Annotated in this window: 28 protein-coding genes and 1 tRNA gene; 16 read left to right on the top strand and 13 right to left on the bottom strand. The window is 63.5% G+C overall.

Annotated features, from left to right (window positions below; translation table 11 throughout):
• Positions 1-5: 5 nt before the first annotated feature.
• Positions 6-785, top strand: coding sequence for a phosphate ABC transporter ATP-binding protein PstB (gene pstB / locus LRQ04_RS11720; RefSeq protein WP_235520333.1), 780 nt, complete (start codon positions 6-8; stop codon positions 783-785).
• Between the two features lie 95 nt (positions 786-880).
• Here the strand turns inward: pstB and LRQ04_RS11715 are convergent, their stop codons facing one another.
• The 3 genes from LRQ04_RS11715 to LRQ04_RS11705 form a co-directional block, all read right to left on the bottom strand.
• Entirely contained in the window at positions 881-1,903 is a 1,023-nt protein-coding gene (locus tag LRQ04_RS11715) for an inorganic phosphate transporter (protein ID WP_235520332.1), read from the bottom strand.
• A gap of 1 nt (position 1,904) precedes the next feature.
• Entirely contained in the window at positions 1,905-2,522 is a 618-nt protein-coding gene (locus LRQ04_RS11710) for a DUF47 domain-containing protein (protein ID WP_235520331.1), read from the bottom strand.
• Between the two features lie 175 nt (positions 2,523-2,697).
• The gene (locus LRQ04_RS11705) at positions 2,698-2,982 is read right to left on the bottom strand and encodes a hypothetical protein (protein WP_235520330.1); all 285 of its coding nucleotides are present in this window, start codon (positions 2,980-2,982) and stop codon (positions 2,698-2,700) included.
• Here LRQ04_RS11705 and LRQ04_RS11700 point away from each other — a divergent pair.
• The gene (locus tag LRQ04_RS11700; RefSeq protein ID WP_235520329.1) at positions 2,981-3,451 is read left to right on the top strand and encodes a hypothetical protein; all 471 of its coding nucleotides are present in this window, start codon (positions 2,981-2,983) and stop codon (positions 3,449-3,451) included. The genes LRQ04_RS11705 and LRQ04_RS11700 overlap by 2 nt on opposite strands.
• A gap of 232 nt (positions 3,452-3,683) precedes the next feature.
• Here LRQ04_RS11700 and LRQ04_RS11695 read toward each other — a convergent pair whose 3' ends face one another.
• The gene (locus LRQ04_RS11695) at positions 3,684-4,343 is read right to left on the bottom strand and encodes a hypothetical protein (RefSeq protein ID WP_235520328.1); all 660 of its coding nucleotides are present in this window, start codon (positions 4,341-4,343) and stop codon (positions 3,684-3,686) included.
• 134 nt (positions 4,344-4,477) lie between these two features.
• On the opposite strand from LRQ04_RS11695, the gene LRQ04_RS11690 reads away from it, so the two are divergent.
• Positions 4,478-4,550 (top strand) — tRNA-Lys (locus tag LRQ04_RS11690).
• 95 nt (positions 4,551-4,645) lie between these two features.
• Here the strand turns inward: LRQ04_RS11690 and LRQ04_RS11685 are convergent.
• Both LRQ04_RS11685 and LRQ04_RS11680 read right to left on the bottom strand, forming a co-directional pair.
• On the bottom strand, positions 4,646-5,266 hold the full coding sequence (locus tag LRQ04_RS11685) for a class I SAM-dependent methyltransferase (protein WP_235520327.1): 621 nt from the start codon (positions 5,264-5,266) through the stop codon (positions 4,646-4,648).
• Between the two features lie 59 nt (positions 5,267-5,325).
• The gene (locus LRQ04_RS11680) at positions 5,326-5,700 is read right to left on the bottom strand and encodes a hypothetical protein (RefSeq protein ID WP_235520326.1); all 375 of its coding nucleotides are present in this window, start codon (positions 5,698-5,700) and stop codon (positions 5,326-5,328) included.
• Between the two features lie 169 nt (positions 5,701-5,869).
• On the opposite strand from LRQ04_RS11680, the gene LRQ04_RS11675 reads away from it, so the two are divergent.
• On the top strand, positions 5,870-6,970 hold the full coding sequence (locus LRQ04_RS11675) for a D-TA family PLP-dependent enzyme (protein WP_235520325.1): 1,101 nt from the start codon (positions 5,870-5,872) through the stop codon (positions 6,968-6,970).
• On the opposite strand, the gene LRQ04_RS11670 is transcribed toward LRQ04_RS11675, so the two are convergent.
• Positions 6,967-7,488 carry a flavin reductase family protein gene (locus tag LRQ04_RS11670; RefSeq protein ID WP_235520324.1) on the bottom strand — a complete coding sequence of 174 codons (522 nt, stop codon included), beginning with the start codon at positions 7,486-7,488 and terminating at the stop codon, positions 6,967-6,969. The two genes, LRQ04_RS11675 and LRQ04_RS11670, sit on opposite strands and share 4 nt — an antisense overlap.
• A 198-nt stretch (positions 7,489-7,686) precedes the next feature.
• Between LRQ04_RS11670 and LRQ04_RS11665 the strand changes: the two genes are divergently transcribed.
• From LRQ04_RS11665 to LRQ04_RS11630, 8 genes are all read left to right on the top strand, one after another.
• Positions 7,687-7,989, top strand: a complete 303-nt coding sequence (locus LRQ04_RS11665; protein WP_235520323.1) for an urease subunit gamma — start codon at positions 7,687-7,689, stop codon at positions 7,987-7,989.
• Between the two features lie 9 nt (positions 7,990-7,998).
• Entirely contained in the window at positions 7,999-8,367 is a 369-nt protein-coding gene (locus tag LRQ04_RS11660; protein ID WP_235520322.1) for an urease subunit beta, read from the top strand.
• Positions 8,364-10,094, top strand: a complete 1,731-nt coding sequence (ureC, locus tag LRQ04_RS11655) for an urease subunit alpha (protein WP_235520321.1) — start codon at positions 8,364-8,366, stop codon at positions 10,092-10,094. The genes LRQ04_RS11660 and ureC overlap by 4 nt, the downstream gene beginning before the upstream one ends.
• Before the next feature lie 7 nt (positions 10,095-10,101).
• Entirely contained in the window at positions 10,102-10,578 is a 477-nt protein-coding gene (gene ureE, locus LRQ04_RS11650) for an urease accessory protein UreE (protein WP_235520320.1), read from the top strand.
• A complete protein-coding gene (locus LRQ04_RS11645; RefSeq protein ID WP_235520319.1) occupies positions 10,559-11,239 on the top strand; it encodes an urease accessory protein UreF in 681 nt (226 codons plus the stop codon). The genes ureE and LRQ04_RS11645 overlap by 20 nt, the downstream gene beginning before the upstream one ends.
• Before the next feature lie 21 nt (positions 11,240-11,260).
• Complete coding sequence (gene ureG / locus LRQ04_RS11640) at positions 11,261-11,878, top strand: urease accessory protein UreG (RefSeq protein WP_235520318.1); 618 nt, start codon at positions 11,261-11,263, stop codon at positions 11,876-11,878.
• Positions 11,879-12,012: 134 nt separating this feature from the next.
• Positions 12,013-12,861 carry an urease accessory protein UreD gene (locus tag LRQ04_RS11635; RefSeq protein WP_235520378.1) on the top strand — a complete coding sequence of 283 codons (849 nt, stop codon included), beginning with the start codon at positions 12,013-12,015 and terminating at the stop codon, positions 12,859-12,861.
• Positions 12,861-13,904, top strand: coding sequence for a HoxN/HupN/NixA family nickel/cobalt transporter (locus LRQ04_RS11630; RefSeq protein ID WP_235520317.1), 1,044 nt, complete (start codon positions 12,861-12,863; stop codon positions 13,902-13,904). The genes LRQ04_RS11635 and LRQ04_RS11630 overlap by 1 nt, the downstream gene beginning before the upstream one ends.
• Here the strand turns inward: LRQ04_RS11630 and LRQ04_RS11625 are convergent.
• Positions 13,901-14,878 carry a serine hydrolase gene (locus LRQ04_RS11625; RefSeq protein WP_235520316.1) on the bottom strand — a complete coding sequence of 326 codons (978 nt, stop codon included), beginning with the start codon at positions 14,876-14,878 and terminating at the stop codon, positions 13,901-13,903. The two genes, LRQ04_RS11630 and LRQ04_RS11625, sit on opposite strands and share 4 nt — an antisense overlap.
• 119 nt (positions 14,879-14,997) lie before the next feature.
• On the opposite strand from LRQ04_RS11625, the gene LRQ04_RS11620 reads away from it, so the two are divergent.
• The 4 genes from LRQ04_RS11620 (at position 14,998) to LRQ04_RS11605 (ending at position 17,114) form a co-directional block, all read left to right on the top strand.
• Entirely contained in the window at positions 14,998-15,507 is a 510-nt protein-coding gene (locus LRQ04_RS11620; protein ID WP_235520315.1) for an RNA polymerase sigma factor, read from the top strand.
• Positions 15,508-15,566: 59 nt separating this feature from the next.
• On the top strand, positions 15,567-16,541 hold the full coding sequence (locus LRQ04_RS11615) for a hypothetical protein (protein WP_235520314.1): 975 nt from the start codon (positions 15,567-15,569) through the stop codon (positions 16,539-16,541).
• A gap of 148 nt (positions 16,542-16,689) precedes the next feature.
• On the top strand, positions 16,690-16,887 hold the full coding sequence (locus LRQ04_RS11610) for a hypothetical protein (RefSeq protein ID WP_235520313.1): 198 nt from the start codon (positions 16,690-16,692) through the stop codon (positions 16,885-16,887).
• A complete protein-coding gene (locus LRQ04_RS11605) occupies positions 16,884-17,114 on the top strand; it encodes a hypothetical protein (RefSeq protein ID WP_235520312.1) in 231 nt (76 codons plus the stop codon). Before LRQ04_RS11610 ends, LRQ04_RS11605 begins: the two co-directional genes overlap by 4 nt.
• Before the next feature lie 72 nt (positions 17,115-17,186).
• Here the strand turns inward: LRQ04_RS11605 and LRQ04_RS11600 are convergent, their stop codons facing one another.
• The 5 genes from LRQ04_RS11600 to LRQ04_RS11580 are packed head-to-tail and all read right to left on the bottom strand — an operon-like array spanning position 17,187 to position 21,931.
• A complete protein-coding gene (locus LRQ04_RS11600; protein ID WP_235520311.1) occupies positions 17,187-18,230 on the bottom strand; it encodes a beta-propeller fold lactonase family protein in 1,044 nt (347 codons plus the stop codon).
• Positions 18,231-18,232: 2 nt separating this feature from the next.
• Positions 18,233-19,063, bottom strand: coding sequence for an aldo/keto reductase (locus LRQ04_RS11595; protein ID WP_235520310.1), 831 nt, complete (start codon positions 19,061-19,063; stop codon positions 18,233-18,235).
• Between the two features lie 15 nt (positions 19,064-19,078).
• Positions 19,079-20,110, bottom strand: coding sequence for an NAD-dependent epimerase/dehydratase family protein (locus tag LRQ04_RS11590; protein WP_235520309.1), 1,032 nt, complete (start codon positions 20,108-20,110; stop codon positions 19,079-19,081).
• Positions 20,107-21,078: an aldo/keto reductase gene (locus tag LRQ04_RS11585; protein WP_235520308.1), complete on the bottom strand. Its 972-nt coding sequence runs from the start codon at positions 21,076-21,078 to the stop codon at positions 20,107-20,109. The genes LRQ04_RS11590 and LRQ04_RS11585 overlap by 4 nt, the downstream gene beginning before the upstream one ends.
• A gap of 31 nt (positions 21,079-21,109) precedes the next feature.
• A complete protein-coding gene (locus tag LRQ04_RS11580; protein WP_235520307.1) occupies positions 21,110-21,931 on the bottom strand; it encodes an aldo/keto reductase in 822 nt (273 codons plus the stop codon).
• Positions 21,932-21,980 lie beyond the last annotated feature (49 nt).

Below are 21,980 nucleotides of genomic sequence, written 5' to 3'. Positions count from 1 at the left end.
ACACCATGTCTAAGCGCATCGACGTCAAAGACCTGAATGTCTACTACGGCAATTTCCTGGCCGTTGAGGACGTCAACATCAACATCGAAGCCAAGTCCGTCACGGCCTTCATCGGCCCGTCCGGCTGCGGCAAGTCCACTTTCCTCCGCACGCTGAACCGCATGCACGAGGTCCTTCCCGGCGCACGCGTCGAGGGCGAGGTCCTGCTGGACGGGGACAACCTGTACGGCCCCGGTGTTGACCCGGTCACCGTCCGCACCCAGGTGGGCATGGTTTTCCAGCGGCCCAACCCGTTCCCCACCATGTCCATCCGCGACAACGTGCTGGCCGGCGTGAAGCTGAACAACAAGAAGATCTCCAAGGGCGCAGCAGATGCGCTGGTGGAGAAGTCCCTGGTGGGCGCCAACCTGTGGAACGAGGTCAAGGACCGCCTGGACAAGCCCGGTTCCGGCCTCTCCGGCGGCCAGCAGCAGCGCCTCTGCATCGCCCGTGCCATCGCCGTTGAACCCCAGGTGATCCTCATGGACGAGCCCTGCTCCGCGCTGGACCCCATCTCCACACTGGCCGTTGAGGACCTCATCAACGAGCTCAAGGACCAGTACACCGTGGTGATCGTGACCCACAACATGCAGCAGGCCGCCCGCGTTTCGGACAAGACCGCGTTCTTCAACATCGCCGGCACCGGCAAGCCCGGCAAGCTGATCGAGTTCGCTGACACCACCAGCATCTTCAACAACCCGGCCCAGAAGGCCACGGAAGACTACGTCTCCGGGCGCTTCGGATAAGCGGGAGGTAGGGTTCCGGCTTCTATGGGGGGAGCCGGCACATGACGACGGCGGCCGTCGCCTTGGGGGTACGGCCGCCGTCGTTTTTTCTTGCCCTAGTTGGGCAGTTTAGCGAGGGGGGAGAACGCCAACTCGAGAATGAAGGCGACGACGGCGGTCACCACCGGGGTTGCCACCCACAGCAGGAGGATCCTCCGCACCAGCCGGCGGTTGACGGTGTGGAAGCGCTGGTTGATCCCCGAACCGAGGACGGACGCCGTCAAAGTGTGGGTGGTGGAGAGCGGCAGCTGGAAGCCGATCGCACCGATGAAGAGCATGACGGACGTGAGGGTCTGGGCCACGAATCCACGCAGGGGATCTATCCGGATGAGCTTATGGCCCAGGGTGTGCGAGATCCTCCAGCCGCCCAACATCGTTCCCGCAGTGAGCATGACGGCCGTGAGCAGCAGGATCCACAGCGGCACGTCGTCCCCGCCTGACAACCCCGCGGCCACCATTGCCAGGAGAATGACCGCGGCCGTGCGCTGCCCGTCCTGGAGCCCGTGGCCGAAGGCGACAGCTGCGGTGGAGACGGCTTGTGCGCGCCGGAAACGCCTGTTCACCACATTGGGTTGCGTATAGCGGGCAGCCCAGGTGACCGGCCACACCAGCAGGTAGGCCGCCCCGAAGGCTACCAACGGGGATAGCACCAAGGGCAGGACCACTTGGGTCAACACGACGCCGTCCACCCCGCCGATCGAGCTTTCGCCCACCAGGATGCTTGCGCTGCCGGCGCCAATCAGGCCGCCCACCAGCGAGTTCGTTGAGGACAGGGGAACGCCCTTCCACCACGCGTAGATTCCCCACAAGATAGAGGCTGCCAGCGCTGAAGCGAGCATGGTCAGGCCGCCGGCGCCTGCAGGCAACGTGATCCACGATTGCGTGAAGGCGAGGACGAAGGTGCCGCTCAGCATGGCGCCCACAAAGTTGAAGATTGCCGCCAAAAGCACGGCGATGGATGGCGTGAGGGCGCGGGTCCGGGTGGACAGGGCCACCGCGTTGGAGACATCGCGGAAACCGTTGAGGAACGCGAACCCTGAGGCGAGCCCCACCACAAGGACAAGGAAGACGATGGTCACGTCAGGATTCCTTGACGATGATGCTGCCTACCTGGGTGGCGACCTTCCGCATGTCCTTGGTTACTTCCACCAGCTGGTTGGCGATGTCCCGGTGCCGTGCGTACTGCGCCGATTTCATGTCCTTGAGCATCTCGGCAACCCAGATCCGGTGGGTCCGTTCCGCGCGCTTGGCCAGGCGGAGGATCTCGATCCAGTAGTCCTCCAGCTCATCCAGGTCCTCGAGCTTCCGCATGGCGTCCACGGTGAGCTCGGCCTGGCGGCTGATGATTTCCAATTGGTCTGCGGCGCGCTTGGGCAGCCGGTCCAGCTTGTAGAGGGATACCAGGTCGCCCGCGGCGTCGAGCTTTTCCATTGCCTCGTTGAGGTGGCGGGAAAGGGTGTACATGTCCTCGCGGGGGAGTGGATTCACGAAGCTGGTGCGCATGTGTGTCAGGAGGGCGAAGTGCAGGTCCAGGGATTTGGACTCGTGCTCGTGCAGTTCTTCAGCGAGGCGCTGGTGCTCGCTGGCCTGGGCTCCGAGGATCTCTGAGAGCGTCCCGGTGGCGGCCACGATGACACCGGCCATCTGCGCGAGCAGTGCGAGTCCGGCGGGTTCCTGGGGGAAAAGGCGCAGCTTCATGTCGCTTCCGGGCTGGGGACGGATAGGGCGGCGGACGGCTTGACTTGACGCAGCCCGTTTCGTCCCCAACTTTACCGGTCCGGCGCGCCTGCATGGTGAGCGCCCCGGCCCCGAAGTGCAGAGCTCCCCATCGCCGCACCCTTTCATCCATGCAAGACTTGGCGCGTCAATGAATTTATCCACTCAATGGGGGAACCGTGCGCATCAACAACACTGTGAAGATCACCAGCCTCGTGGCGGCGGGGCTGCTCGCCTTGACCGCCTGTGGGGCTACTGCCACCAGCACGACGTCGGGTGGTTCCGAACCGTCGTCGTCCTCCTCTTCGGCGGCTTCAGCGTCGCCGTCTTCCTCGGCCTCCGCCTCGGCGGGTTCCGACGGGGCTGCAGCGTCCTCGGGCTCGTACAAGGCGGCCGCTTGGGCGCTTCCGATCACGGACAAGGGCGACAAGCTTGGCAGCATGAAGGGCGACAGCTTCAGCGTCGACATCTACCAGGTGGCCACGGACGTAGCGTCCAAGGACAGCATGTTCCTGGACAAGGAAACCAAGGAAAACCTGCTCAAGAAGGGTGCGCCGATCGTCTACGTGAACTACGTGGTCACCAACACATCATCCGCTGACATCCCCTTGAGCCACTCGCTGGTCACTCCCAGTGCCAAGTACTCGGACTGGAAGTACCTCGGTGGCATGCCGTCCGACTCCAGCAGCGATGGCTTCAAGAAGTACGGACTGAGCAGCTCAGGCATGAAGCTCAAGGAAAAGGACCCGTTCGTGTTGAAACCGGGCGAATCCTTCAATATCGCGGAGAACTTCGGCTACACGCCCGGCAAGGAGGCTGAGATCTCGGCCACCATGACTCCTGCGGCGGCGGACGGAAAGCTGGATCACGACAAGAAGGAACAGGCCAAAACCACGGTCACCCTGAAGTAGCTTGGCGCGTTTGCCCGGGTCCGGCCCAGCGCTGGCCCGGGCTTTCTGCATCCGGGCATAAAAATGGTGCCGAACCGGATACGCCTCTCGGCGGTAGGCCGCTCGAAGCGGCTATATGTTGAAGCCCGGGGGTTTCGCGGTTCGACACCAGTTTTAGTTTTCACCGTTGGGCGGGCTAAGTCAACATTGACAGTCCGAGCCCGACGTGGGTACGTTTCGCCACTGCTGCTGCCTAGTCGAGCTCACCCAGGCGCCATGCATTGGCCGCATGCTCAAGGTCCTCGGCCGTTTTGACGAGCTGGTGCGAATTGCGCGTGAGCTTGCTGGCGTGGCCTTCGTTGCTGTGCTCTGCGCCGTCGGCGAGGGTCGCCTGGCCGAGCGCCACCACGCGGCAGAAAGCGGCGGAACGTTCCAGCGCGACGTCGAACTCGCCGTCGAACGCGCCGGACAAAATGGCGTCAGCCATGGTCTTCATTTCGTCTGCGCCAGGCGGCTCCGCGGCGCCCGCTACGACGTTGGAAACCTGCGCGGTGTCGCGTCCGGCCCGGAAGTAGACGGAGATCCGCTCCGGGTTTTGGATGGTGGCGGCGCGAAGGGCGTAGAGCCGCCACAGCGCGCCGGGGAGGCTTCGCGCCGGGCTCTCGGCCCACATCTCTGCGATAGCCTCGAGGCCCTGCTCGTCCGCGAGCTTAACCAAGCGGCGGGTTACTTTGGGGTCGTCGCTGTCGCGTCCGCGCTTGACCAGCGCCTGGGCAGCGAGATGCGCAGCCTCGGAAACCCGCGCGGGGTCGGCGCCACCAGCGAACGGTTCAAAATCGATGGGCGCGAAGGGCTTCGGCTTGTGATGCCGGTTTGCTCCGCCGTACGCTCGCGGTTCTGGCTGTTCGCTCATGAGTTCACCGTACTCCTGTGCTCTGGCGGGGTCGAGTAACGGTTGCCTGGACGCACGACGGCGCCCGTCACCTTGAGTTCCTCGTCTGCCTTGACGTTGGGGTACAGTATTCATGGCTGTTTCTACAGCTGGAGGGGCCTTTAGCTCAGTTGGTAGAGCATCGGACTTTTAATCCGTGGGTCGTGGGTTCGATCCCCACAGGGCCCACCCTCCAAGACAGGCCGGAGACGTAGAGTCTCCGGCCTGTTTGTTTGCCTTAAGAGCCCTCGGTATTTCGTCAATCCCGTCGGACAACGGTGTGCTCAGGGAACCAGTGCGGGACCGGGTGTGCGGGTGGCGATGATCGACGCGTGGGGGCGCGCGTCTGGGTCTTTCCTGAAGTTTGAGCTGGTTACCAGGAATCCGGCTCTGTCGAGGCACTTCCCCATCTCCGCGACGGGCCAGAAGTAGGCGGGCATCACCGCGTGCGGGAACTCTTCGACAGTTTCGCCTTCGAAGAAGGCCATCAAGAGACTGCCTCCGGGTGCAAGGCAGCGGGCGAACTCCGCCAACACGGTGGGGATGTCGTCCGGGCTCGTGTGGATCAGGGAGTACCAGGCAAGGATGCCCGCCAAAGACTGGTCCGGGACCTGAAGTTGTTCCAGCGACCCCACACGGAATGCGGTGTTTGGATAGTGCTGCCTGGCGGATTCGATAAATTCCGGGACGATGTCCACACCCTCCGCGTCAACCCTAAGGGCATGAAGGAAGTGGGTCCATTGCCCGGGCCCGCACCCAGCGTCGATCACTTTGCCGTCGAGCCCGTGAGCCCAGGCCGCAATCAACGCCTGATCAGCGGGATGGGTGTTGTCGATGGTCCCGAAAAGCTCGGTGTACTCCTTGGCGCGTGCACCATAGGCTGCTCTGACGGTTCCGCGTGACATGGGCACAGCCTATCGAGGCCCTCACCTGCGCAAACGTAGTGTGCCGCGAGGGCAGGCAATTAGGCGATCTGCTGCGTTCCGTCGTGGAACATGGGAAATGCGGAGATGGGTGTGACCGTGGCGGTCGGGCCGGGCTCCGGTTCCTGCGCCGTGGCTGCCCCGACAGGTTCGTCAACGGTCACGATCTCCATGGATTCCATGTCCAGCAGCCGTCGGCTCCCGGTCTCATCCTGAAGCCAGAAGAGCTCGGTTCCGGCCACCGTCTTGACCACGGTTCCCCGGTGGTAGAGGCGGCCGTTGTGCCAGGCCTCGATGTACTCGCCTGCGTTAAGTGCGTGGCCTTCTTCGGCAGCTCCAGGCATTGCGCCGAAGGCCTGGGCCAGGCTGGCCTGCGTCTTCAACGCCTGGAAAAGGTCCCTGTTCGCGATAGTCATGTGCGCTCCCTTCAACTGTCGCCGTCCGTATGCCCCCAGCCTTACGCATCTTTGTTGCAGGCGCGTTGCAAGGGGATGAGCGATGTGTGACGGGCCCACCGAACCGTGCCGGCCGCCGTCGAACCTGCCGGGCAGGCAGTCCGCGCTGCGGGCCGTTAGTGTTTTAGGCATGAACGTGATCCCCGCCGAAGTGGTTACCCCTGCCATCCTGATCGACGTCGATGTCCTTGACCGGAACATAGAGCGTATGGCGTCGAGCATGCTCAGCCGGGGGCTGCGGCTTCGCCCGCACGTGAAGACGCACAAGACCCTGGAGATCGCTCGGAAGCAGTTGGCCGCCGGGGCTGAGGGGATCACGGTCGCCACCATCGGCGAGGCCGAGGTCTTCGCGGCGGACGGGGTGAAGGACATCTTCATCGCCTACCCGCTCTGGGTGGACGCGCCACGCGCTGAACGCCTGAGGGCGCTCGCGGCCTCATGCCGGATCGCTGTGGGCGTGGATTCTGCGGAAAGCGCGACGGCGATGGGTCGCCAGATGGGCGCGGACGCGGGGCGGATTGAGGTGCTGGTTGAAATCGACAGTGGGCATCACCGCAGCGGCGTGCTCCCTGACGAAGCAGCGGACGTAGCCCGGGCCGCTGCTGGAGCGGGCCTGACGGTGGCGGGCGTGTTCACGTTCCCTGGCCACAGCTACAAACCGGGAATGCCCACCGGGGCCGCGAGCAACGAAAACGATGCACTGGGCCGGGCCGCGACGGCGTTGACCGAGGCGGGCTTCGAGGTGACCACCATCAGCGGGGGATCAACGCCGACGGCGCTCATCGCCGGGGAAACGGTGGCGACGGAGCTCCGCCCCGGCGTCTACGTGTTCGGCGACGCGCAGCAACTGGAACTGGAACGCTGCAAATGGGAGGAAATCGCCCTGACGGTAGCCGCCACCGTCGTCAGTCGGCACGAAGCCACGGGTGGAAACGTGCGACGCGTTGTGGTGGATGCCGGCAGCAAAATCCTGGGCAGCGACCGCCCGGACTGGGCCACCGGGTACGCTCGGCTGCCTGAATATCCGGAAGCGAAGGTCACCGCACTTTCGGAGCATCACGCCACGGTTGTGTGGCCGGATTCTGCCGAACTCCCTGCGCTGGGTACCAGGCTTCGGGTCATCCCAAACCATGTGTGCCTTGCCATGAACCTGGTGGATGAGGTCACCGTGGTCCGCAATGGAACGGTGGTGGACACCTGGAGTGTGGCAGCCCGCGGGCGAAACAACTAGGCCACAGCCGGAATACCCTGGACCAGCGTGTGGAATTCGCGGTTGTGGTAGACCAACGGAGCGGAACTGGAAGCATTGGACCTGATATCCAGGACCTCCGCGGCCAGGAGCACGGAACTGCCCAGGGCTGCCCGGTGGACGATTTCGCAGCGCAGCGCCCATTGGGCCTCCCTGAGCAGGGGCTCACCCGTGGGCAGCACCTCCCAGTCCATGCTTTCGGTGAAACGTGGAGCTGCCGGGTCGGCAAAAGTCCGGACGAGGTCCAACTGGTCGGCGCTTACCAGGTGAACCACGATCGTCTGGGCTGCCGCAATGACGGAAGCGGATCGCCCGCTGGTGACAGAGAACGCCAGGGTCGGCGGATCGACCGCAACCGATGCCACCGATGATGCAGTGAGGCCTACCGCGCCGTCGGGTCCGGTAGCCGTAACTATTGCAACGCCTGCCGGATGGCCTCGGAACGCACTCTTGAAGAGCTCGCTGACTCGCGGGGATGGCACGGGTAGGGAACCGCTCATTCAAACACCTCTGGGGAACTGGCCGGGATGCGCTGGATTTTGTGCGCGCACCGGAACTGATGCTAGGACCTCAACTTAAGTTGAGGTCAATTCCTGTAGATTCGACCAGCGGGTGAGACCATTTGGTAACCTAACCGAAACCTGCGCTCCCTAGGCTGGTTTCAACTTCATAGCCCATGCCCAGTTCCAGGAGAGCCGATGCATCTTTTGCCCCGTGAGCAAGAGAAACTCATGATCGTAGTGGCCGCCGACCTCGCCCGGCGCCGCCAAGGACGCGGGCTCAAGCTCAACTATCCCGAAGCTGTGGCGATCATCAGCTACGAGCTCATCGAAGGCGCCCGGGACGGCAAGACCGTAGCTGAGCTCATGAGCTACGGCACTACCCTTCTCCGCCGCGAAGACGTGATGGAAGGCGTGCCGGAAATGATCCATGACGTCCAGATCGAGGCCACCTTCCCTGACGGCACCAAGCTCGTCACCGTGCACAATCCCATCCGATAGGCGGCCCTCATGATCCCCGGTGAATACAGGCTCCAGCCAGGCTCCATTGCGTGCAACAGCGGCCGCGAGGCAATCGCCGTCGAAGTCGTAAACCGTGGCGACAGGCCCGTCCAGATTGGTTCGCATTACCACTTTGCAGAGGCGAACCGCGCCCTGGAATTCGACCGCAAAGCCGCCTACGGCCGCCGCCTGGACATTCCAGCAGGCACGGCGGCGCGCTTCGAACCGGGCGACAGGAAGACTGTCCAGCTGATCGAGATCGCCGGGTCCCGCGAAGTCTTCGGCCTCAGCAACGCAGTCAACGGAAAGCTCGACGGGGGAACCGGGGTTGCCGGGGCAGCCCGCCCGGGCGTCGCAGCGGAAAGGGACCACCAGTGAGCTTCGAAATTCCCCGCCGTCAGTACGCCGAGCTTTACGGCCCGACGACGGGCGACGCCATTCGGTTGGCTGACACGGAGTTGTTCCTCGAAATCGAAAAGGATTACACCCTCTACGGCGAAGAAGTGGTCTTTGGGGGCGGCAAGGTAATCCGTGACGGCATGGGCCAGAACGGACAATTGACCCGCTCCGAAGACATTCCGGACACCGTCATCACCAACGTGATCGTCCTGGACTACACCGGCATCTACAAGGCGGACGTAGCCCTCAAGGACGGGCACATCTTCAAGATCGGCAAAGCCGGCAACCCCCAGATCACCGACGGCGTGGACATCGTCATTGGGGCCAGCACGGAGATCATCGCCGGAGAGAGGAAGATCCTCACTGCCGGCGGCATCGACACGCACATCCACTTCATTTCCCCGGAGCAAGTTCCCACGGCCCTGTGCAACGGCATCACGACGATGGTGGGCGGGGGCACCGGCCCGGCCGAAGGGACCAAGGCCACCACCATCACGCCCGGCGCCTGGCACATCTCGCGGATGCTCCAGGCCGTGGAAGGGCTTCCTGTTAACGTCGGCCTGTTCGGCAAGGGCCACGCGTCCGCCGTCGAGCCCCTCGCGGAGCAGATCCGCGCTGGCGCAGTCGGCCTCAAAGTCCATGAGGACTGGGGTGCCACGACCTCGTCGATCGACATGTCCCTGCGTGTTGCCGATGAGTATGACATCCAGGTGGCCATCCACACCGACACCCTCAACGAGTGCGGCTTCGTGGAAGACACCATCGCGGCAATCGACGGCCGCGTCATCCACACCTTCCATACCGAAGGCGCCGGGGGAGGGCATGCGCCGGACATCATCAAGATTGCCGGATTGCCCAACGTGCTGCCGGCCTCCACGAACCCCACGCTGCCGTACACCAAGAACACCATCGAAGAGCACCTGGACATGCTCATGGTCTGCCACCACCTCAACCCGGACATCCCCGAAGACGTGGCCTTCGCAGACTCCCGTATCCGCGCCGAAACCATTGCCGCTGAAGACGTCCTGCATGATCTGGGCATCTTCGCAATCACGTCCTCCGACTCTCAGGCCATGGGTCGTGTGGGCGAAGTGGTCACCCGCACCTGGCAGGTGGCCGATGCCATGAAACGCCAGCGTGGCGTGCTCAAGGACCCCAGCGGAACCACTCACGGATCCGCCGAGTCGGACAATTTCCGGCTCAAGCGCTACGTCGCCAAATACACGATCAACCCCGCCATCGCCCAGGGCATGGCGGACGTGATCGGATCGGTGGAAGAGGGAAAGTTCGCGGACCTGGTGCTGTGGGACCCGGCCTTCTTCGGCGTCAAACCAGAGCTGGTCATCAAGGGTGGGCAGATCGCCTATGCACTCATGGGCGACTCCAATGGTTCCATTCCGACCCCGCAGCCCCGCACCATGCGGCCCATGTTCGCTACCTACGGCAAAGCACTCCAGCAAACGTCCATCACCTTCCTCTCCAAGGCAGCCATCGAGGCCGGGGTGCCGGACGAGCTCGGCCTCGAACGCATCATCAAACCCGTTTCCGGAATCCGCAACCTCACCAAAGCGGACCTGAAGCACAACGGCGAAACCCCGGACATCGCCGTCGACCCCGAAACGTACCAAGTGACGGTCGACGGCGAAGAAGTCACCTCCCAGCCGTCCGACGTGCTGCCCATGGCGCAGCGCTACTTCCTCTTCTAGGACATCCGTGATCATCGAAAGAATCCTCGGCAACCTGCACGAATTATCGGGCAACGCCTACGCCGGCCACCACAAAGAAAAGGTGGTGCTCCCCAGCAGCCTGCTGGTCAAGCGCATCCAGCGCGTCACCACCGATCACGGCAAGGAACTCGGAATCCGCCTCCCCTCCGGAAGCGGCGATCTCCGCGACGGCGACATCCTGGCCATCGAAGACTCCAACCTGATTGTCATCTCCGTGCTGCCCACCGACGTTCTGGTGATCGCGCCCCGGAGCATCCATGAGATGGGAGTGGTGGCACATTCACTCGGCAACCGGCATCTGCAGGCGCAGTTCTTTGATGCGTCGTCCGAGTACGGGGCCGAAGTCATGGTGTGCCAGTATGACCACACCGTCGAAGACTATGTGAAGAGCGTCGGCGTCCCCTACGACAGGCAAGAGCGGGTCATGCCGGTGCCGTTCCGCCATGCTGAGCACTCGCACTAGCTATCAGCTGGCTCTTCAACAGCTGACTGACTCGGCGCTGCCCACGGGGGCGTTTGCCCATTCTTTGGGGTTTGAGGGCTACATTGAGCGCGGCCTTGTGGGTGATGAGGGCTCATTTGGCGTTTGGTTGCGGGCCTTTGTGGGGCAGCAGTTGAGTTATTCCGATGGGTTGGCTATCCGATTCCTTTACGAAGGGGTGGATGTTGGATTGTTGGACCGCGTGTTGTCCGGGCAGTTGCTGGCCCGGGAGGTGCGGGAGGCTTCCCTGAAAATGGGCGGCCGCCTGCTGGAGATCGGCGGTGAGGTGTTCCCATCCACGGAGTTGGAGGCCTACAGGGAGTTGGTCCGCGGCGGCCGCGCATCGGGGCACCAGCCGTTGGCCTTTGGGGTGATTGCCCGGTCGCTGGGGGTACCCTTCGAGGAGGCGCTGTCAGCCTACCTCTTTGCCACTGTCACGTCCCTGACACAGAACGCGGTGCGCGCCATACCGCTCGGGCAGAACGCCGGGCAGCGGGTACTTCGGGACGCGCACGACGCCGTCGCTACCGCCATCAACGTTGTAGCACAGCTGTGCTGGGACGACTTTGGGGCCGTAAGCCCCGGACTTGAAATTTCACAAATGCGGCACGAACGGCAACGTGCCCGCATGTTCATGAGCTAACTGATGCAAAGGACAGAAGACATGACAGAACCCATCAGGATCGGTGTAGGCGGACCCGTCGGAGCAGGCAAAACCCAACTGGTCGAACGCATCACCCGGCACATGAGCGGCGACATCTCCATGGCCGCCATCACCAACGACATCTACACCATCGAAGACGCCAAAATCCTCGCCGCCAACGGCATCCTCCCCGAAGACCGGATCATCGGCGTCGAGACCGGCGGATGCCCGCACACCGCCATCCGCGAAGACACCTCCATGAACACCGCGGCCATCGAAGAACTGAAGGCACGCCACCCCGACCTGCAGGTCATCTTCGTAGAGTCCGGCGGCGACAACCTGTCCGCCACCTTCAGCCCCGAACTCGTGGACTTCTCCATCTACATCATCGACGTCGCCCAGGGCGAGAAGATCCCCCGCAAGGCCGGCCAGGGCATGATCAAGTCCGACCTCTTCATCATCAACAAGACCGACCTGGCGCCGCACGTGGGGGCGGACCTGGCCATCATGGAACGGGACTCCAAGGAGTTCCGCGGCAACAAACCGTTCTGCTTCACCAACCTCAAGACCGACGAAGGCCTGGAAGAGGTCCTCAACTGGATCCGCCGCGACGTCCTGATGCTTGATCTGGCGCAGTGAAAGCGACCGTCACCGCTTCGACGGGGATAAGGGGCCGTGCCCGCTTCGCGGTGCCCACCACGCCGCGGCCCCTTATCCCCGCCTCCGCTGACCAAGGGCAGGGAGCGGAACCAGGGCCCGGCGCTGGGGTCGCTTTGGGCGAGGGGGCTGTGCGGGGACGGTTGGAGCTTGGGGTTTGTGTGCGCGGGGGGCGGTCCGTTGCTGCGCGGCAGTTCCATGAGGGTGCTTTGCGGGTGCTTCGGGCGCATTACCTGGATCAGAGTGGGCAGGTTTGTTATGTCATGGTCAATCCGGGTGGGGCGTATCTGGGGGCGGATTTGTTCCTTGTCGACGTGGAGGTGGAAGACGGGGCCGACCTTCTGCTGACCACGCAGTCGGCCACGAAGATTTACCGGACTCCGGGGTCCTTTGCCGAGCAGCGGATGAACATCAGGCTGGGGGAGGACGCTCGGTTGGAGCTGGTGCCCGACCAGTTGATCGCCTACCGGGAGGCGAGCTACCGGCAGAATTCGCGCATCAGTCTCCACCCGTCGTCGAGCCTTGTCATGGCGGAGGTCATCACGCCGGGATGGTCGCCGGACGGTGCTGCCTTCAAGTATGAAGAGGTGCGGTTGCGCAACGAGATCTGGATCGAGGACGACGCCGGGCCGGCATTGTTGGCGCTGGACAACCTTCTAATCCGCCCACCTGTAAACGACGTCAGTGGGATGGGGTTCATGGAGGGTTTCAGTCATCTGGGCTCGTTGGTAGTGGTGGACCCACGGGTGGGCCAGGAACTTGCTGACGAACTGAGCCACTTGGCTAGTGACTTTGACGCCTATACGGGTGTTTCCTTGACGCAGACCCTTGCCGGGAGCACCGGGCTTGTGCTGCGATCGTTGTCGAACGGCACTGGGGAACTCAACAATTTACTGGGTGCCTGCACCAGCGTTCTGCGGGAACGTTGGTTCGGCCAGGCGCCTTTGAACCTGAGGAAGTACTGATGACCGCGCTGACTGAGTTCGCCACCATGTACCGGGAGCGCGAGAACCTTTCCCTGCGGACCCGATTGCTGTTCACCTTCGGTGCCGTAGCCGCGTTGCATGCCGCCGCCGTCGTTCTTCTGCTCGCCGGCGCCGCCGGTGGTGCCCAACCGTTGGCGCTGGGTCTGGTGGTCACCGCCTACGTGGCGGGCATTAAGCACAGTTACGACTGGGACCACATCGCCGCGATCGACAATTCCACCCGGAAGTTCGTCGCCCAGCATAAGGACCCCGTGAGCGTGGGTTTCGCGTTCAGCCTGGGCCATAGCTCGGTGGTGGTGCTGGCCGGATTGCTGGTGGTGGCGGGAGCCACGCTGGTGGGGCAGTTCATGGAGGACGGCACCACAGGCAACAAGGTCCTGGGCTTGATCGGGAGCGGCGTCTCGGGGCTGTTCCTGCTGGCGATGGGCCTCTTCAACGGCTCGGCCTTCGTGCGCGCCACCAAGCTGTACAGGGACGTGCAAGCCGGAGGCGAGGTCCGCCACGAAGACCTCGAAGCGAAAGGCTTCGTCGCCAGGCTCCTGGCCAAACCACTGTCCAAGGTGGAGCGGCCGCGGAACATTTACGTGATCGGCTTCCTGTTCGGGCTGGGCTTCGATACCGCCACCACCATCGGGCTGCTGGTGATAACCACGACGGCGTCACTCGCCGGAGTATCGCCGCTCGCCTTGATGGCGCTGCCGCTTGCGTTCACCGCAGCCATGACCCTGTGCGATTCCGCCAACGGCGTGGCCATGATGAAGATGTACAAATCCGCGATCAACAATCCGCAGCGCAAGCTGGGCTTCAACGCGCTGATAACAGGTATCTCGGCTGTGTCGGCCCTGTTCATCTCAGTAATCACGCTGGGCGGGTTCGCGAATGCCGCGTTTGGGCTGGAGGACCCACTGACCTCCTGGCTCGGCGAAGTGGACCTCGGGGACGCTGGCCTGATCCTCGTGGCATTGTTCGCGTTGGTGTGGGCTGTGTCCGCGTGGCGGGGACGGGTTGCCCGCAAGGGTTAGGAAGCCGCCACCGCGTTGAACAACGCTGTGGTGTCCACGCCAAGGTCCGGGGTGTCCAGGACGTTCGTCAGGAACACCGCGCAGCGATCCTGCTCAGGGAACATCCACCACTCCGTTCCGGACCAACCGGGGTGGCCGTAGATCCCCCGTGCGATCAACTCGGACTCGTTGGCCGGCAATTGGAATCCCAGACCGGTGTGGCGAAGAGGTTTGGGCCGGGTGGTGATGTGTGAAAGCTCCGTGGTTCGAGGCCGGCGCATGGCTGCCAGGGTGGCTGGTTGGACGGCCTCGCCGGAATCCCTGAGCAACTCCGTGCCGAGGTTGAGCAGGTCCGTGGCTGTTCCAAAGAGCCCCGCTCCCGGGTGCCTTTGCTGGAACATGGCCTCGGCGTTCAGTCCCTCCGCCTCGGTTCCGTGCACCGTATGTGGGTTGCAGTCCGTGCTGAAAGTGAGGCCGCTTGCGCCGGTGTCGGCTGCCAGGGACAGGACCTGCTCCTCAAACGGACGCCCATCAGCCCACTCGGCCATGGCTGCTGCACCCTCGAAAGCGATGTTGCAGTACTGGACCAAGGATCCCGCGTAAAAGGTTTGCCCCGCCGAGGTGAGGGCGTCGCGGAGGGGGACACCGTCGTCGAGCTCCGGGTCGGTGATCCCGGACCGGTGACTGAGCAGGTGCTCCAGCGTTACGGTGTCGGTGCGGCCGGCGCCGAAACCCGGAACCGCCGTCGAGAGCGCATTGCCCAGCGATAGCTTTCCCAACTCGACCTGGCGCATGACGGCCAGGGCACTGATGGGCTTTGAGACGGAGAACAGCGCGAAGTGGTCCTCGACGGTCGCTTGCCGGCCGCCGTCGGACCCGAATGCTACGACGTCCTCAATACCGTTGCTGGACGCGATCCCCAGAACCGCAAGCGGCACGCGGCCGAGGTCTACCTGCTGACGCGCCCACTCAACTGACGCTCCTGTTTTCACCATGACTCGAAACTATCGCAGGGATCACAGCAAAAACTTTTTCGCCGCGTGTAACCGTGGCGGCCCGGCCGGAAACTAACCAAGTATCCTGCAGGTCCGGGTTCTATATTCAGGGGGAAATCGTGCTTTCCGAGCGCGAATTGGCATTCATCGCCATTCACAAAGACAGCTATCCGTCCGTCTACAAGTTCGTTTGCCGACGCGTTGAATCGTCGCATGTGGCGGAGGAGATAGCAGCGGATGTATTCCGCGTCGTGTGGCAAAAATGGGTGGACGACTCACGCCCGGACCTCGCCTACTTGTTGACCGTTGCCCGCAACCTGGTGGGCAACGCGTACCGCAGCCGCGACAGGCGGCAGGCGCTGCAGGAGAAATTGCGCACGACGGCGGTCCAGCGGTTTGGCGACAACTCGGAAAACGTCGCCGTTCAGGAAGCGATGGACCGCCTTCGCGAGAAGGACCGTGACATATTGCAGCTGGCCTACTGGGACGACCTGGGGATCGTCGACATCGCCGCTGTGCTGCAATGCAGTGAATCAGCAGCGAAAGTCCGTCTCCACCGGGCACGCGCGGCCTTCCGGAAGCAGATGCCTGCAGGGGCCGACCCGACTACAGAGAAGATGGGGGTCTGAAGACAATGGATCCGATCAAGAACCAAATTTCAGCTGTTGACCCGCTCACTATCGATCCAGTGACGGAACCGAACGGCGAAGAAGCCCTGCACAAGATCCTGTCGGGATCCACTGTGTACAGCGACAACAGCCCACTGGCCGGGGTCACGTCCCTGGAAAACCGACGGCGGCGGAAGGCCCAGATCGCCGGCGGGCTCCTGCTCGGCGCAGCCGCCGTCACCGCAGGGGTGCTTGTCGCCGCGAACTTCGGGACCGTGACTTCAACCCCGGCGCCCGCGAACACGGTGACGTCGACGGAGGCGACCCCCACGCCCAGCCCATCCGCAACGCCAACTCCTACGGCGACGCCGTCCGCAACGCCCACGGCAAGCCCGACTCCCACAACCACCCAGGCGCCGACACCCACCGTGCCTGCTGCGCCCACGACCGCTCCGGTGGTCCCGCCGGTGCAGGTTCCCACGAGCCAGACCTTCACCTTCCCGGACGGGCACCTGTCCTTCACGTACCCGGTGGGCTGGAGTGTCCGGGCGGAACAGGGACCGTACGATCCGCCCGGGACCGCGGAAGCCTCACGCATTGTGACTGTTTTCGATGCCGCTGGGGCCGAGGTAGCGCGCGTGTTCAACGGAAACTACGCGGATGGGACAGGCGGCTGGGTGAAGCGAACCGTCTACGACCGCGCCACAGTACCTGGAGTGGTTTCCACAACCTCAGCCAGTGATCCCGTGCAGTTCGGTTTCTTTGCCCATCAGGCGGCCATGATGGTTCACCCGGGAGAAACGCCTTCGACCGCGGAGCTGGATCAGACGCCCACATACGTCATGGATGTCCGCCTGGCCTCAGAGATGCAATCCGGGGAAACGGGCTCAGGTATCAATCAGGTCCGTGTGCCCAACGGAATCATGAGTGCCTACGCGATCTTCGACCCCGCCAAGCAGCCGGCCTTCGCCACTCCAGAGGCAGCCAAAGCCTGGATGAAGACCACGCAATACGCGCAGCTGAAGGCACTTTTTCTTAGCCTGAGCTACAAGTAGGCGGGCCCCATGGCGGTTCCTGTGCAAAAGCACTGTGCCGCAGGAGAACGTTATTCATTTGTCCATAACGATCATCGCTTGAGTTTCATAGGGTTGAGGAGATCTGCTTCACAAAATCCCCCGAACTACCCAAGGATGAGTTTCAACGATGAAGAGCATCGCCCTCCTGCGCGAACGAGCCACCCGCGTCATGCCTACTGGTTCCCACTGCCCGGCGTCGGGCCTGTGGAGCCCGGACTCCGACCCGGAAGCAGTCCAGGTTTTCGCAGAAGGCAGTGTTCTCCCGTCCTACCAGGGCACGCCCACGGTTTGGCGGCGGCGATCCACGGCTGAAGTCCCGGCATGACCAGCACCATCCTGAACAGGCCCGCCGAATACCGCCACGTCCCGTCGGCGGAATGGTCTGAGCTCAGCGCCGGTGATCCCGTGTGGATTTACGATGTCGCGTGGGGCGCAGGGGTCGGTCGGGTGGACGACGTTTCCAAGCACCAGGAGTTGCTCTGGGTCGTCCTCGAACCGACGGGCCGCAAGCTCATCTGCGGGACGGACGACGTCGAGGTCTGGTCCGCCTGAAAACTCGCCGAGATGGCACATGATGACAATGTCTGAGCGGATGATTGTCATCAAGTGCCATCTCGGTGTCAGTTAACCCGCCGGGACAAGGACGCTGGGAGAACCCGTCTCCACCCGGCCCACCGGGCCACCCGGCAGTCCCGTTTCCGGGTGGAGCCTGAAGCTCACGACGTCGTCGGAACCTTCGTTCGCGACGTACAGCCAGCCTTCGCGGACCAAGTGGTGGCGCGGCCATTCGCCACCACACGGCGCGTCCGCCAGGGGTTCGATTTCGGTGCCATCCTCGGAGACCGCAAGTACGCAGATGCGGTTGGTTCCGCGGACACCAACGTAGGCGAAGCGGCCGTCCGGAGACAGGGCGATTTCAGCTCCCGCGTCGCCCTCCTGCGCACCGTTGGTGCTTGCCGGAACCATCGCAGTCAGCTCGTACGTGCCATCGGGCTGCATTCGGAGTGCGGCCACTTCCACCGAGTATTCCGTATCCACGAACACTGTGCCGCTGTGGTGGCGGGCCATGTGCCGGGGGCCGGATCCTTCCGGCAGGACCACCTGGTGGTCGATCACCAGTCCCTCGCCCGCCGCGTACTTCCAGATGCGCACCAGGTCATGTCCCAGGTCCGTGGTCATGACCCGGCCATCGGGAAGCATCAGGCTCGAATGGGCGCGGCTGGGCCGGCCCGGCTCCGGAGCCACTGCGGTGTGGGGATCGACGGCGGCTTCCGCGCTGGTGCGCGAGGTGATGGCGCCGTCGTCGTCCAGTTCGTACAGGATGACCTGGCCGTCGCCCCAGCAGGTGGCCACGATGAAACGGCCTTGGGGATCCGCAGCGACGTGGCACGTGGCCTCGCCCGCGGGCCACGGTTTCCCGAAAGCCTCCAGCTCAGCGGCACCCGTCCTGCGATAGGCCTGCACAGTCTTGCCCTCCTCCGCCACGGCGTAGAGCACCGGGAGCGTGGGGTGCAGCGCAAGGAACGACGGCGAGTTTGCCTCGATGGCCAGACCGACCGAGGTTAGTTGGCCGTTGTCGTCGGCGGAAAGGGCTGTGATGCCCTTCCCGTTTCCGTTCCTGTCGGCAGTGTAGGAGCCGGTCCAGATGAGTGTTTCTGCTGTTTCCATGGTCAGTGCCCCTGAACGTCCGAGTCGACGCCCGCGTCCGGGCCGGCGTCGAGTGTTTGCAGTTTGCTGAGGTCATCCTGGTCCAGCTCGAAGTCGAACACCTCCAGGTTCTCCTTCATCCGTTCCGGGTTGGCGGTCTTGGGAATGGCAACCAGGCCCTGCTGCACGTGCCAGCGGAGCACGATCTGGCCCGGAGTCTTTCCATGTTTGTCGCCCACCGCGGCCAGGACGGGAGCGTTCAACAGCTCGCTGCTGGCCCCCAACGGGCTGTAGGACTCGGTGATGATGCCGTGGCGTTCGTTGAAAGCCCGCGCGGCGGGCCGGGGGATGGAGGGACTGACCTGGATCTGGTTGACGGCGGGAATCACGTCCGTTTCCCGGAAAAGGCGGTCCAGGTGCGCGGGCTTGAAGTTGGAAACGCCGATGGAGCGTGCTTTGCCGGACGCCCGGAGTTCCTCGAAGGTCTTCCACGTGGAGACGAATTCGTCGCGGCGGGGGAGCGGCCAGTGAATGAGGAGCAGGTCCACGTAGTCCAACCCGAGGCGTTCCAACGAGCCGTCCAGACCAGCAACGGCCTTGCCGGAACCTTGGAATTCCCCGTCCAGTTTGGTGGTGATGAAGAGGTCCCCGCGGTCCACCCCGCAGGCCCGGATGCCGTTTCCCACGCCCTTCTCGTTGCCATACTTCACGGCGGTGTCGATATGGCGATAGCCGCGGGATACAGCCTCTGTAACGGCATCCGCCACCTGTGCGTCATTCAGGGGCCACGTGCCCAGTCCCAGTTGGGGAATCCTGTTGCCGTCGTTGAGCTCGATGAGCGGGGCAAATGTCATGGCCGTCTGTTCCTTTCATAGAGCCTCATGGAGCCGATCGCTGAGCTCCATGTAGTCCTCGTTCACCACTTGAAGCTCAGGATGCTGATCATGCCACGCCACGATCTCCCTTGCACCGTCCGCGAAGGGAATTGTTGCCCGGTAGTCCGGAACCAGGGCCTTGATCTTGGAGTTGTCGAAAACCACGGAGTGGGAGCGGTCGCCCAGCAGGTTCGGGCCGAGCTCCGGGCTGTGGGCGGCTATGGTTTCGGAGGATACGTGGAAAAGCTCGGGCTCCGGAACCCCGGCCGCTCGTGCAAACAAGCGGTAGATCTGGTTCCACGGCAGATACTCGTCCGAGGTAATGGTGTAGCTTTCACCAACAGCCTGTGGCCGTCCAAGGAGTCCCACGAAGGCCTTGGCGAAATCGCGGCTGTGGGTCACAGTCCACAGCGAGGTGCCATCACCATGCACCATGACCGGCATGCCCGCGCGCATGCGGTGGATATCCGTCCAGCCACCCACCATGGCAATTTTGGTCCGGTCGTAGGTATGCGATGGCCGAACCACCGTCAGCGGGAAGTCCTGCTCGCGGTACGCCTCGAACAGGACTTCCTCGCACGCGATCTTGTCCCGCGAGTACTGCCAGAACGGGTTCTTCAAGGGCGTCGATTCCCTGATGGGCAGTGTGGTGGGCGGCTTCTGGTACGCCGAAGCGGAACTGATGAACACGTACTGCCCCGTCCGGCCGCGGAACATCTCCACGCCGGCAAGCGCCTGATCCGGGGTGTAGGAGATAAAGTCCGCAACGGCGTCGAACTCCCTTCCCTGAAGTACCTCACGCACAGCCTGGGGATCGCGGATGTCGGCATGCAGCACCTCAGCGCCATCAGGGACCCGCCGGCCGGCTGACCGTCCCCTGTTGAGGATGGTCAGCCGGTGGCCCAGTGCGACGGCGCGTTCAGCCGCTGACGCACTGATGACCCCGGTCCCACCGATGAACAGGATGTTCCGTGGTGCGACCGTATCCGCAGTTTGGCCGAGACTGTTTATGAAGGGGCTGCTCACCAGGCGTAGTCCTCAGGGGCGGGACGGTGGCCCGGGAAGATGTCATCGAGCCGCTTGAGCGCGTCCTCGTTCAGCGTTACATCCAGTGCCCGGATGGCGGCGTCCAACTGTTCCTGCGTGCGGGGCCCCACGATCGGTGCCGTCACGGCGGGCTGGTGGAGCAACCAGGCCAGTGCTACGTCGCCAGGGGCGTGGCCGAGCTCGTCCGCGAAATCCTCGTACTGGCGGATCTGGTCCTCATGCTTCTTGAGGGTTTCAAGCGCACGGCCCTCTGTGCGGCGCACACCCTGCTCTTCCTTCTTCAGCACACCGCCCAGCAAGCCACCCTGCAACGGTGACCAGGGGATCAGGCCAAGGCCATATTGCTGCGCGGCCGGGATGACTTCCAGCTCCAGTTCGCGCTTGAACAGGTTGTAGATGGACTGCTCGCTGACCAGTCCGGTGTAGTTCCGCCGGCGCGCGGCCTCTTGGGCCTGCGCGATGTGCCAGCCCGCGAAGTTGCTGCTGCCCGAGTAGAGGATCTTGCCCTGCTGGACTCCGACTTCGATCGCCTGCCAGATCTCGTCCCAGGGCGTATCGCGGTCGATGTGGTGGAACTGGTAGATGTCGATGTAATCCGTCTGAAGCCGTTTCAGGCTTGCGTCCAGCGCCCGGCGAATGTTCAGCGCGGACAGCTTGGACTCGTTGGGGCGGTCTGTCATGGTGCCGTACAACTTGGTGGCCAGGACGGTCCGTTCGCGGCGCTCGCCGCCCTTCGCCAACCAGCGGCCAATGATTTCCTCGGTCCAGCCGCGGTGCTCGGCTCCGCCGTAGACGTTGGCGGTGTCAAAGAAGTTGATGCCGGAATCCAGTGCGGAATCCATGATCGAGTGGGCGGTCGCTTCGTCGGTTTGCGGACCGAAGTTCATGGTGCCCAGGCAGAGACGTGAAACTTTCAGGCCGGAGCGGCCCAAGTGGGTGTACTGCATAGCTGCGGGGTCCTTTTGTCTGGTTGAGTGGCTACATCTGGGTGAAAGCGGCGACGGCGGGATCGGAGCCGATGCGGGCGCCCGCCTCCAGTGCGGTGATTGCTGCCAATTCCGATTCGGTCAGGGTGAGGTCTGCCGCGCCGAAGTTCTCGCGCATGCGGGTGGAGTCAGCGGACTTCGGGATCACGATGGTCCCTTGGGCCAGGTGCCAGGCCAGGATCACCTGGGCAGGAGTGGTGTCGTGCGCCGCCGCCACCAACGCCACCTGCTCGGCGTTCAGGTCCTTGCCCTGTCCCAGCGGACTGTAAGCCTCGACGGCGATGGTCAGATCGCGGCACTTGTTCGCCAGATCACCCTGCTGATACGTGGGGTGGAGTTCGATTTGGTTGACGGCAGGCACCACCTCTGTTTCCCGGAGGAGGGTGTCCAGATGGTCGGAGAGGAAGTTCGAGACGCCTATCGCCCGGATCTGCTTGTCCTGATATAGCTTCTCCATCTCCTTCCATGCCTGCGTGTAAAGCCCCTGTGACGGGACGGGCCAGTGGATCAGGTAGAGGTCTATGACCTCCAGGCCCAGTGCGTCCCTGCTGCGCTGGAACGCGTCGTAAGCCTCGCCCTGCTCGCCGTTGCGGAGCTTGGTGGTGATGAACAGTTCCTCGCGGGGAATCCCCGAGGCCGCGACGGCCGCGCCGACTCCGGCCTCGTTGCGGTACGCGGCCGCGGTGTCGATGTGGCGGTAGCCGGCCTCCAATGCATCTTCCACCACCTTCTGCGTTTCATCCGCAGGCACTTGGAATACACCAAATCCCAGCTGTGGGATGGTGACGCCGTTGTTCAATGTCAGCTCTGGCATGACGGTCTCCTTCGACTGGATGGTTTGGGTGGTGACAGTCCAGAAAGCG

It is taken from the genome of Paenarthrobacter sp. AR 02 (genome assembly GCF_021538675.1).
In the GTDB taxonomy this organism is placed as follows: domain Bacteria; phylum Actinomycetota; class Actinomycetes; order Actinomycetales; family Micrococcaceae; genus Arthrobacter.
The sequence above is the reverse complement of the archived record's forward strand: the minus strand, read 5'-3'. Positions and strand labels throughout refer to the sequence as shown.

Excerpts from the sequence above, each read along its gene's own strand:
- LRQ04_RS11610 (WP_235520313.1), top strand. The coding sequence starts at position 16,690 with ATGAAGAGCATCGCCCTCCTGCGCGAACGAGCCACCCGCGTCATGCCT.
- LRQ04_RS11645 (WP_235520319.1), top strand. The coding sequence starts at position 10,559 with ATGCTGAGCACTCGCACTAGCTATCAGCTGGCTCTTCAACAGCTGACT.
- pstB (WP_235520333.1), top strand. The coding sequence starts at position 6 with ATGTCTAAGCGCATCGACGTCAAAGACCTGAATGTCTACTACGGCAAT.
- LRQ04_RS11710 (WP_235520331.1), bottom strand. The coding sequence starts at position 2,522 with ATGAAGCTGCGCCTTTTCCCCCAGGAACCCGCCGGACTCGCACTGCTC.
- LRQ04_RS11680 (WP_235520326.1), bottom strand. The coding sequence starts at position 5,700 with ATGACTATCGCGAACAGGGACCTTTTCCAGGCGTTGAAGACGCAGGCC.
- LRQ04_RS11665 (WP_235520323.1), top strand. The coding sequence starts at position 7,687 with ATGCATCTTTTGCCCCGTGAGCAAGAGAAACTCATGATCGTAGTGGCC.
- LRQ04_RS11675 (WP_235520325.1), top strand. The coding sequence starts at position 5,870 with ATGAACGTGATCCCCGCCGAAGTGGTTACCCCTGCCATCCTGATCGAC.
- LRQ04_RS11595 (WP_235520310.1), bottom strand. The coding sequence starts at position 19,063 with ATGACATTTGCCCCGCTCATCGAGCTCAACGACGGCAACAGGATTCCC.
- LRQ04_RS11580 (WP_235520307.1), bottom strand. The coding sequence starts at position 21,931 with ATGCCAGAGCTGACATTGAACAACGGCGTCACCATCCCACAGCTGGGA.
- LRQ04_RS11700 (WP_235520329.1), top strand. The coding sequence starts at position 2,981 with ATGAAGGGCGACAGCTTCAGCGTCGACATCTACCAGGTGGCCACGGAC.
- LRQ04_RS11695 (WP_235520328.1), bottom strand. The coding sequence starts at position 4,343 with ATGAGCGAACAGCCAGAACCGCGAGCGTACGGCGGAGCAAACCGGCAT.
- LRQ04_RS11670 (WP_235520324.1), bottom strand. The coding sequence starts at position 7,488 with ATGAGCGGTTCCCTACCCGTGCCATCCCCGCGAGTCAGCGAGCTCTTC.
- LRQ04_RS11630 (WP_235520317.1), top strand. The coding sequence starts at position 12,861 with ATGACCGCGCTGACTGAGTTCGCCACCATGTACCGGGAGCGCGAGAAC.
- LRQ04_RS11705 (WP_235520330.1), bottom strand. The coding sequence starts at position 2,982 with ATGCTGCCAAGCTTGTCGCCCTTGTCCGTGATCGGAAGCGCCCAAGCG.
- LRQ04_RS11660 (WP_235520322.1), top strand. The coding sequence starts at position 7,999 with ATGATCCCCGGTGAATACAGGCTCCAGCCAGGCTCCATTGCGTGCAAC.
- LRQ04_RS11585 (WP_235520308.1), bottom strand. The coding sequence starts at position 21,078 with ATGCAGTACACCCACTTGGGCCGCTCCGGCCTGAAAGTTTCACGTCTC.
- LRQ04_RS11600 (WP_235520311.1), bottom strand. The coding sequence starts at position 18,230 with ATGGAAACAGCAGAAACACTCATCTGGACCGGCTCCTACACTGCCGAC.
- LRQ04_RS11685 (WP_235520327.1), bottom strand. The coding sequence starts at position 5,266 with ATGTCACGCGGAACCGTCAGAGCAGCCTATGGTGCACGCGCCAAGGAG.
- LRQ04_RS11605 (WP_235520312.1), top strand. The coding sequence starts at position 16,884 with ATGACCAGCACCATCCTGAACAGGCCCGCCGAATACCGCCACGTCCCG.
- LRQ04_RS11625 (WP_235520316.1), bottom strand. The coding sequence starts at position 14,878 with ATGGTGAAAACAGGAGCGTCAGTTGAGTGGGCGCGTCAGCAGGTAGAC.
- ureG (WP_235520318.1), top strand. The coding sequence starts at position 11,261 with ATGACAGAACCCATCAGGATCGGTGTAGGCGGACCCGTCGGAGCAGGC.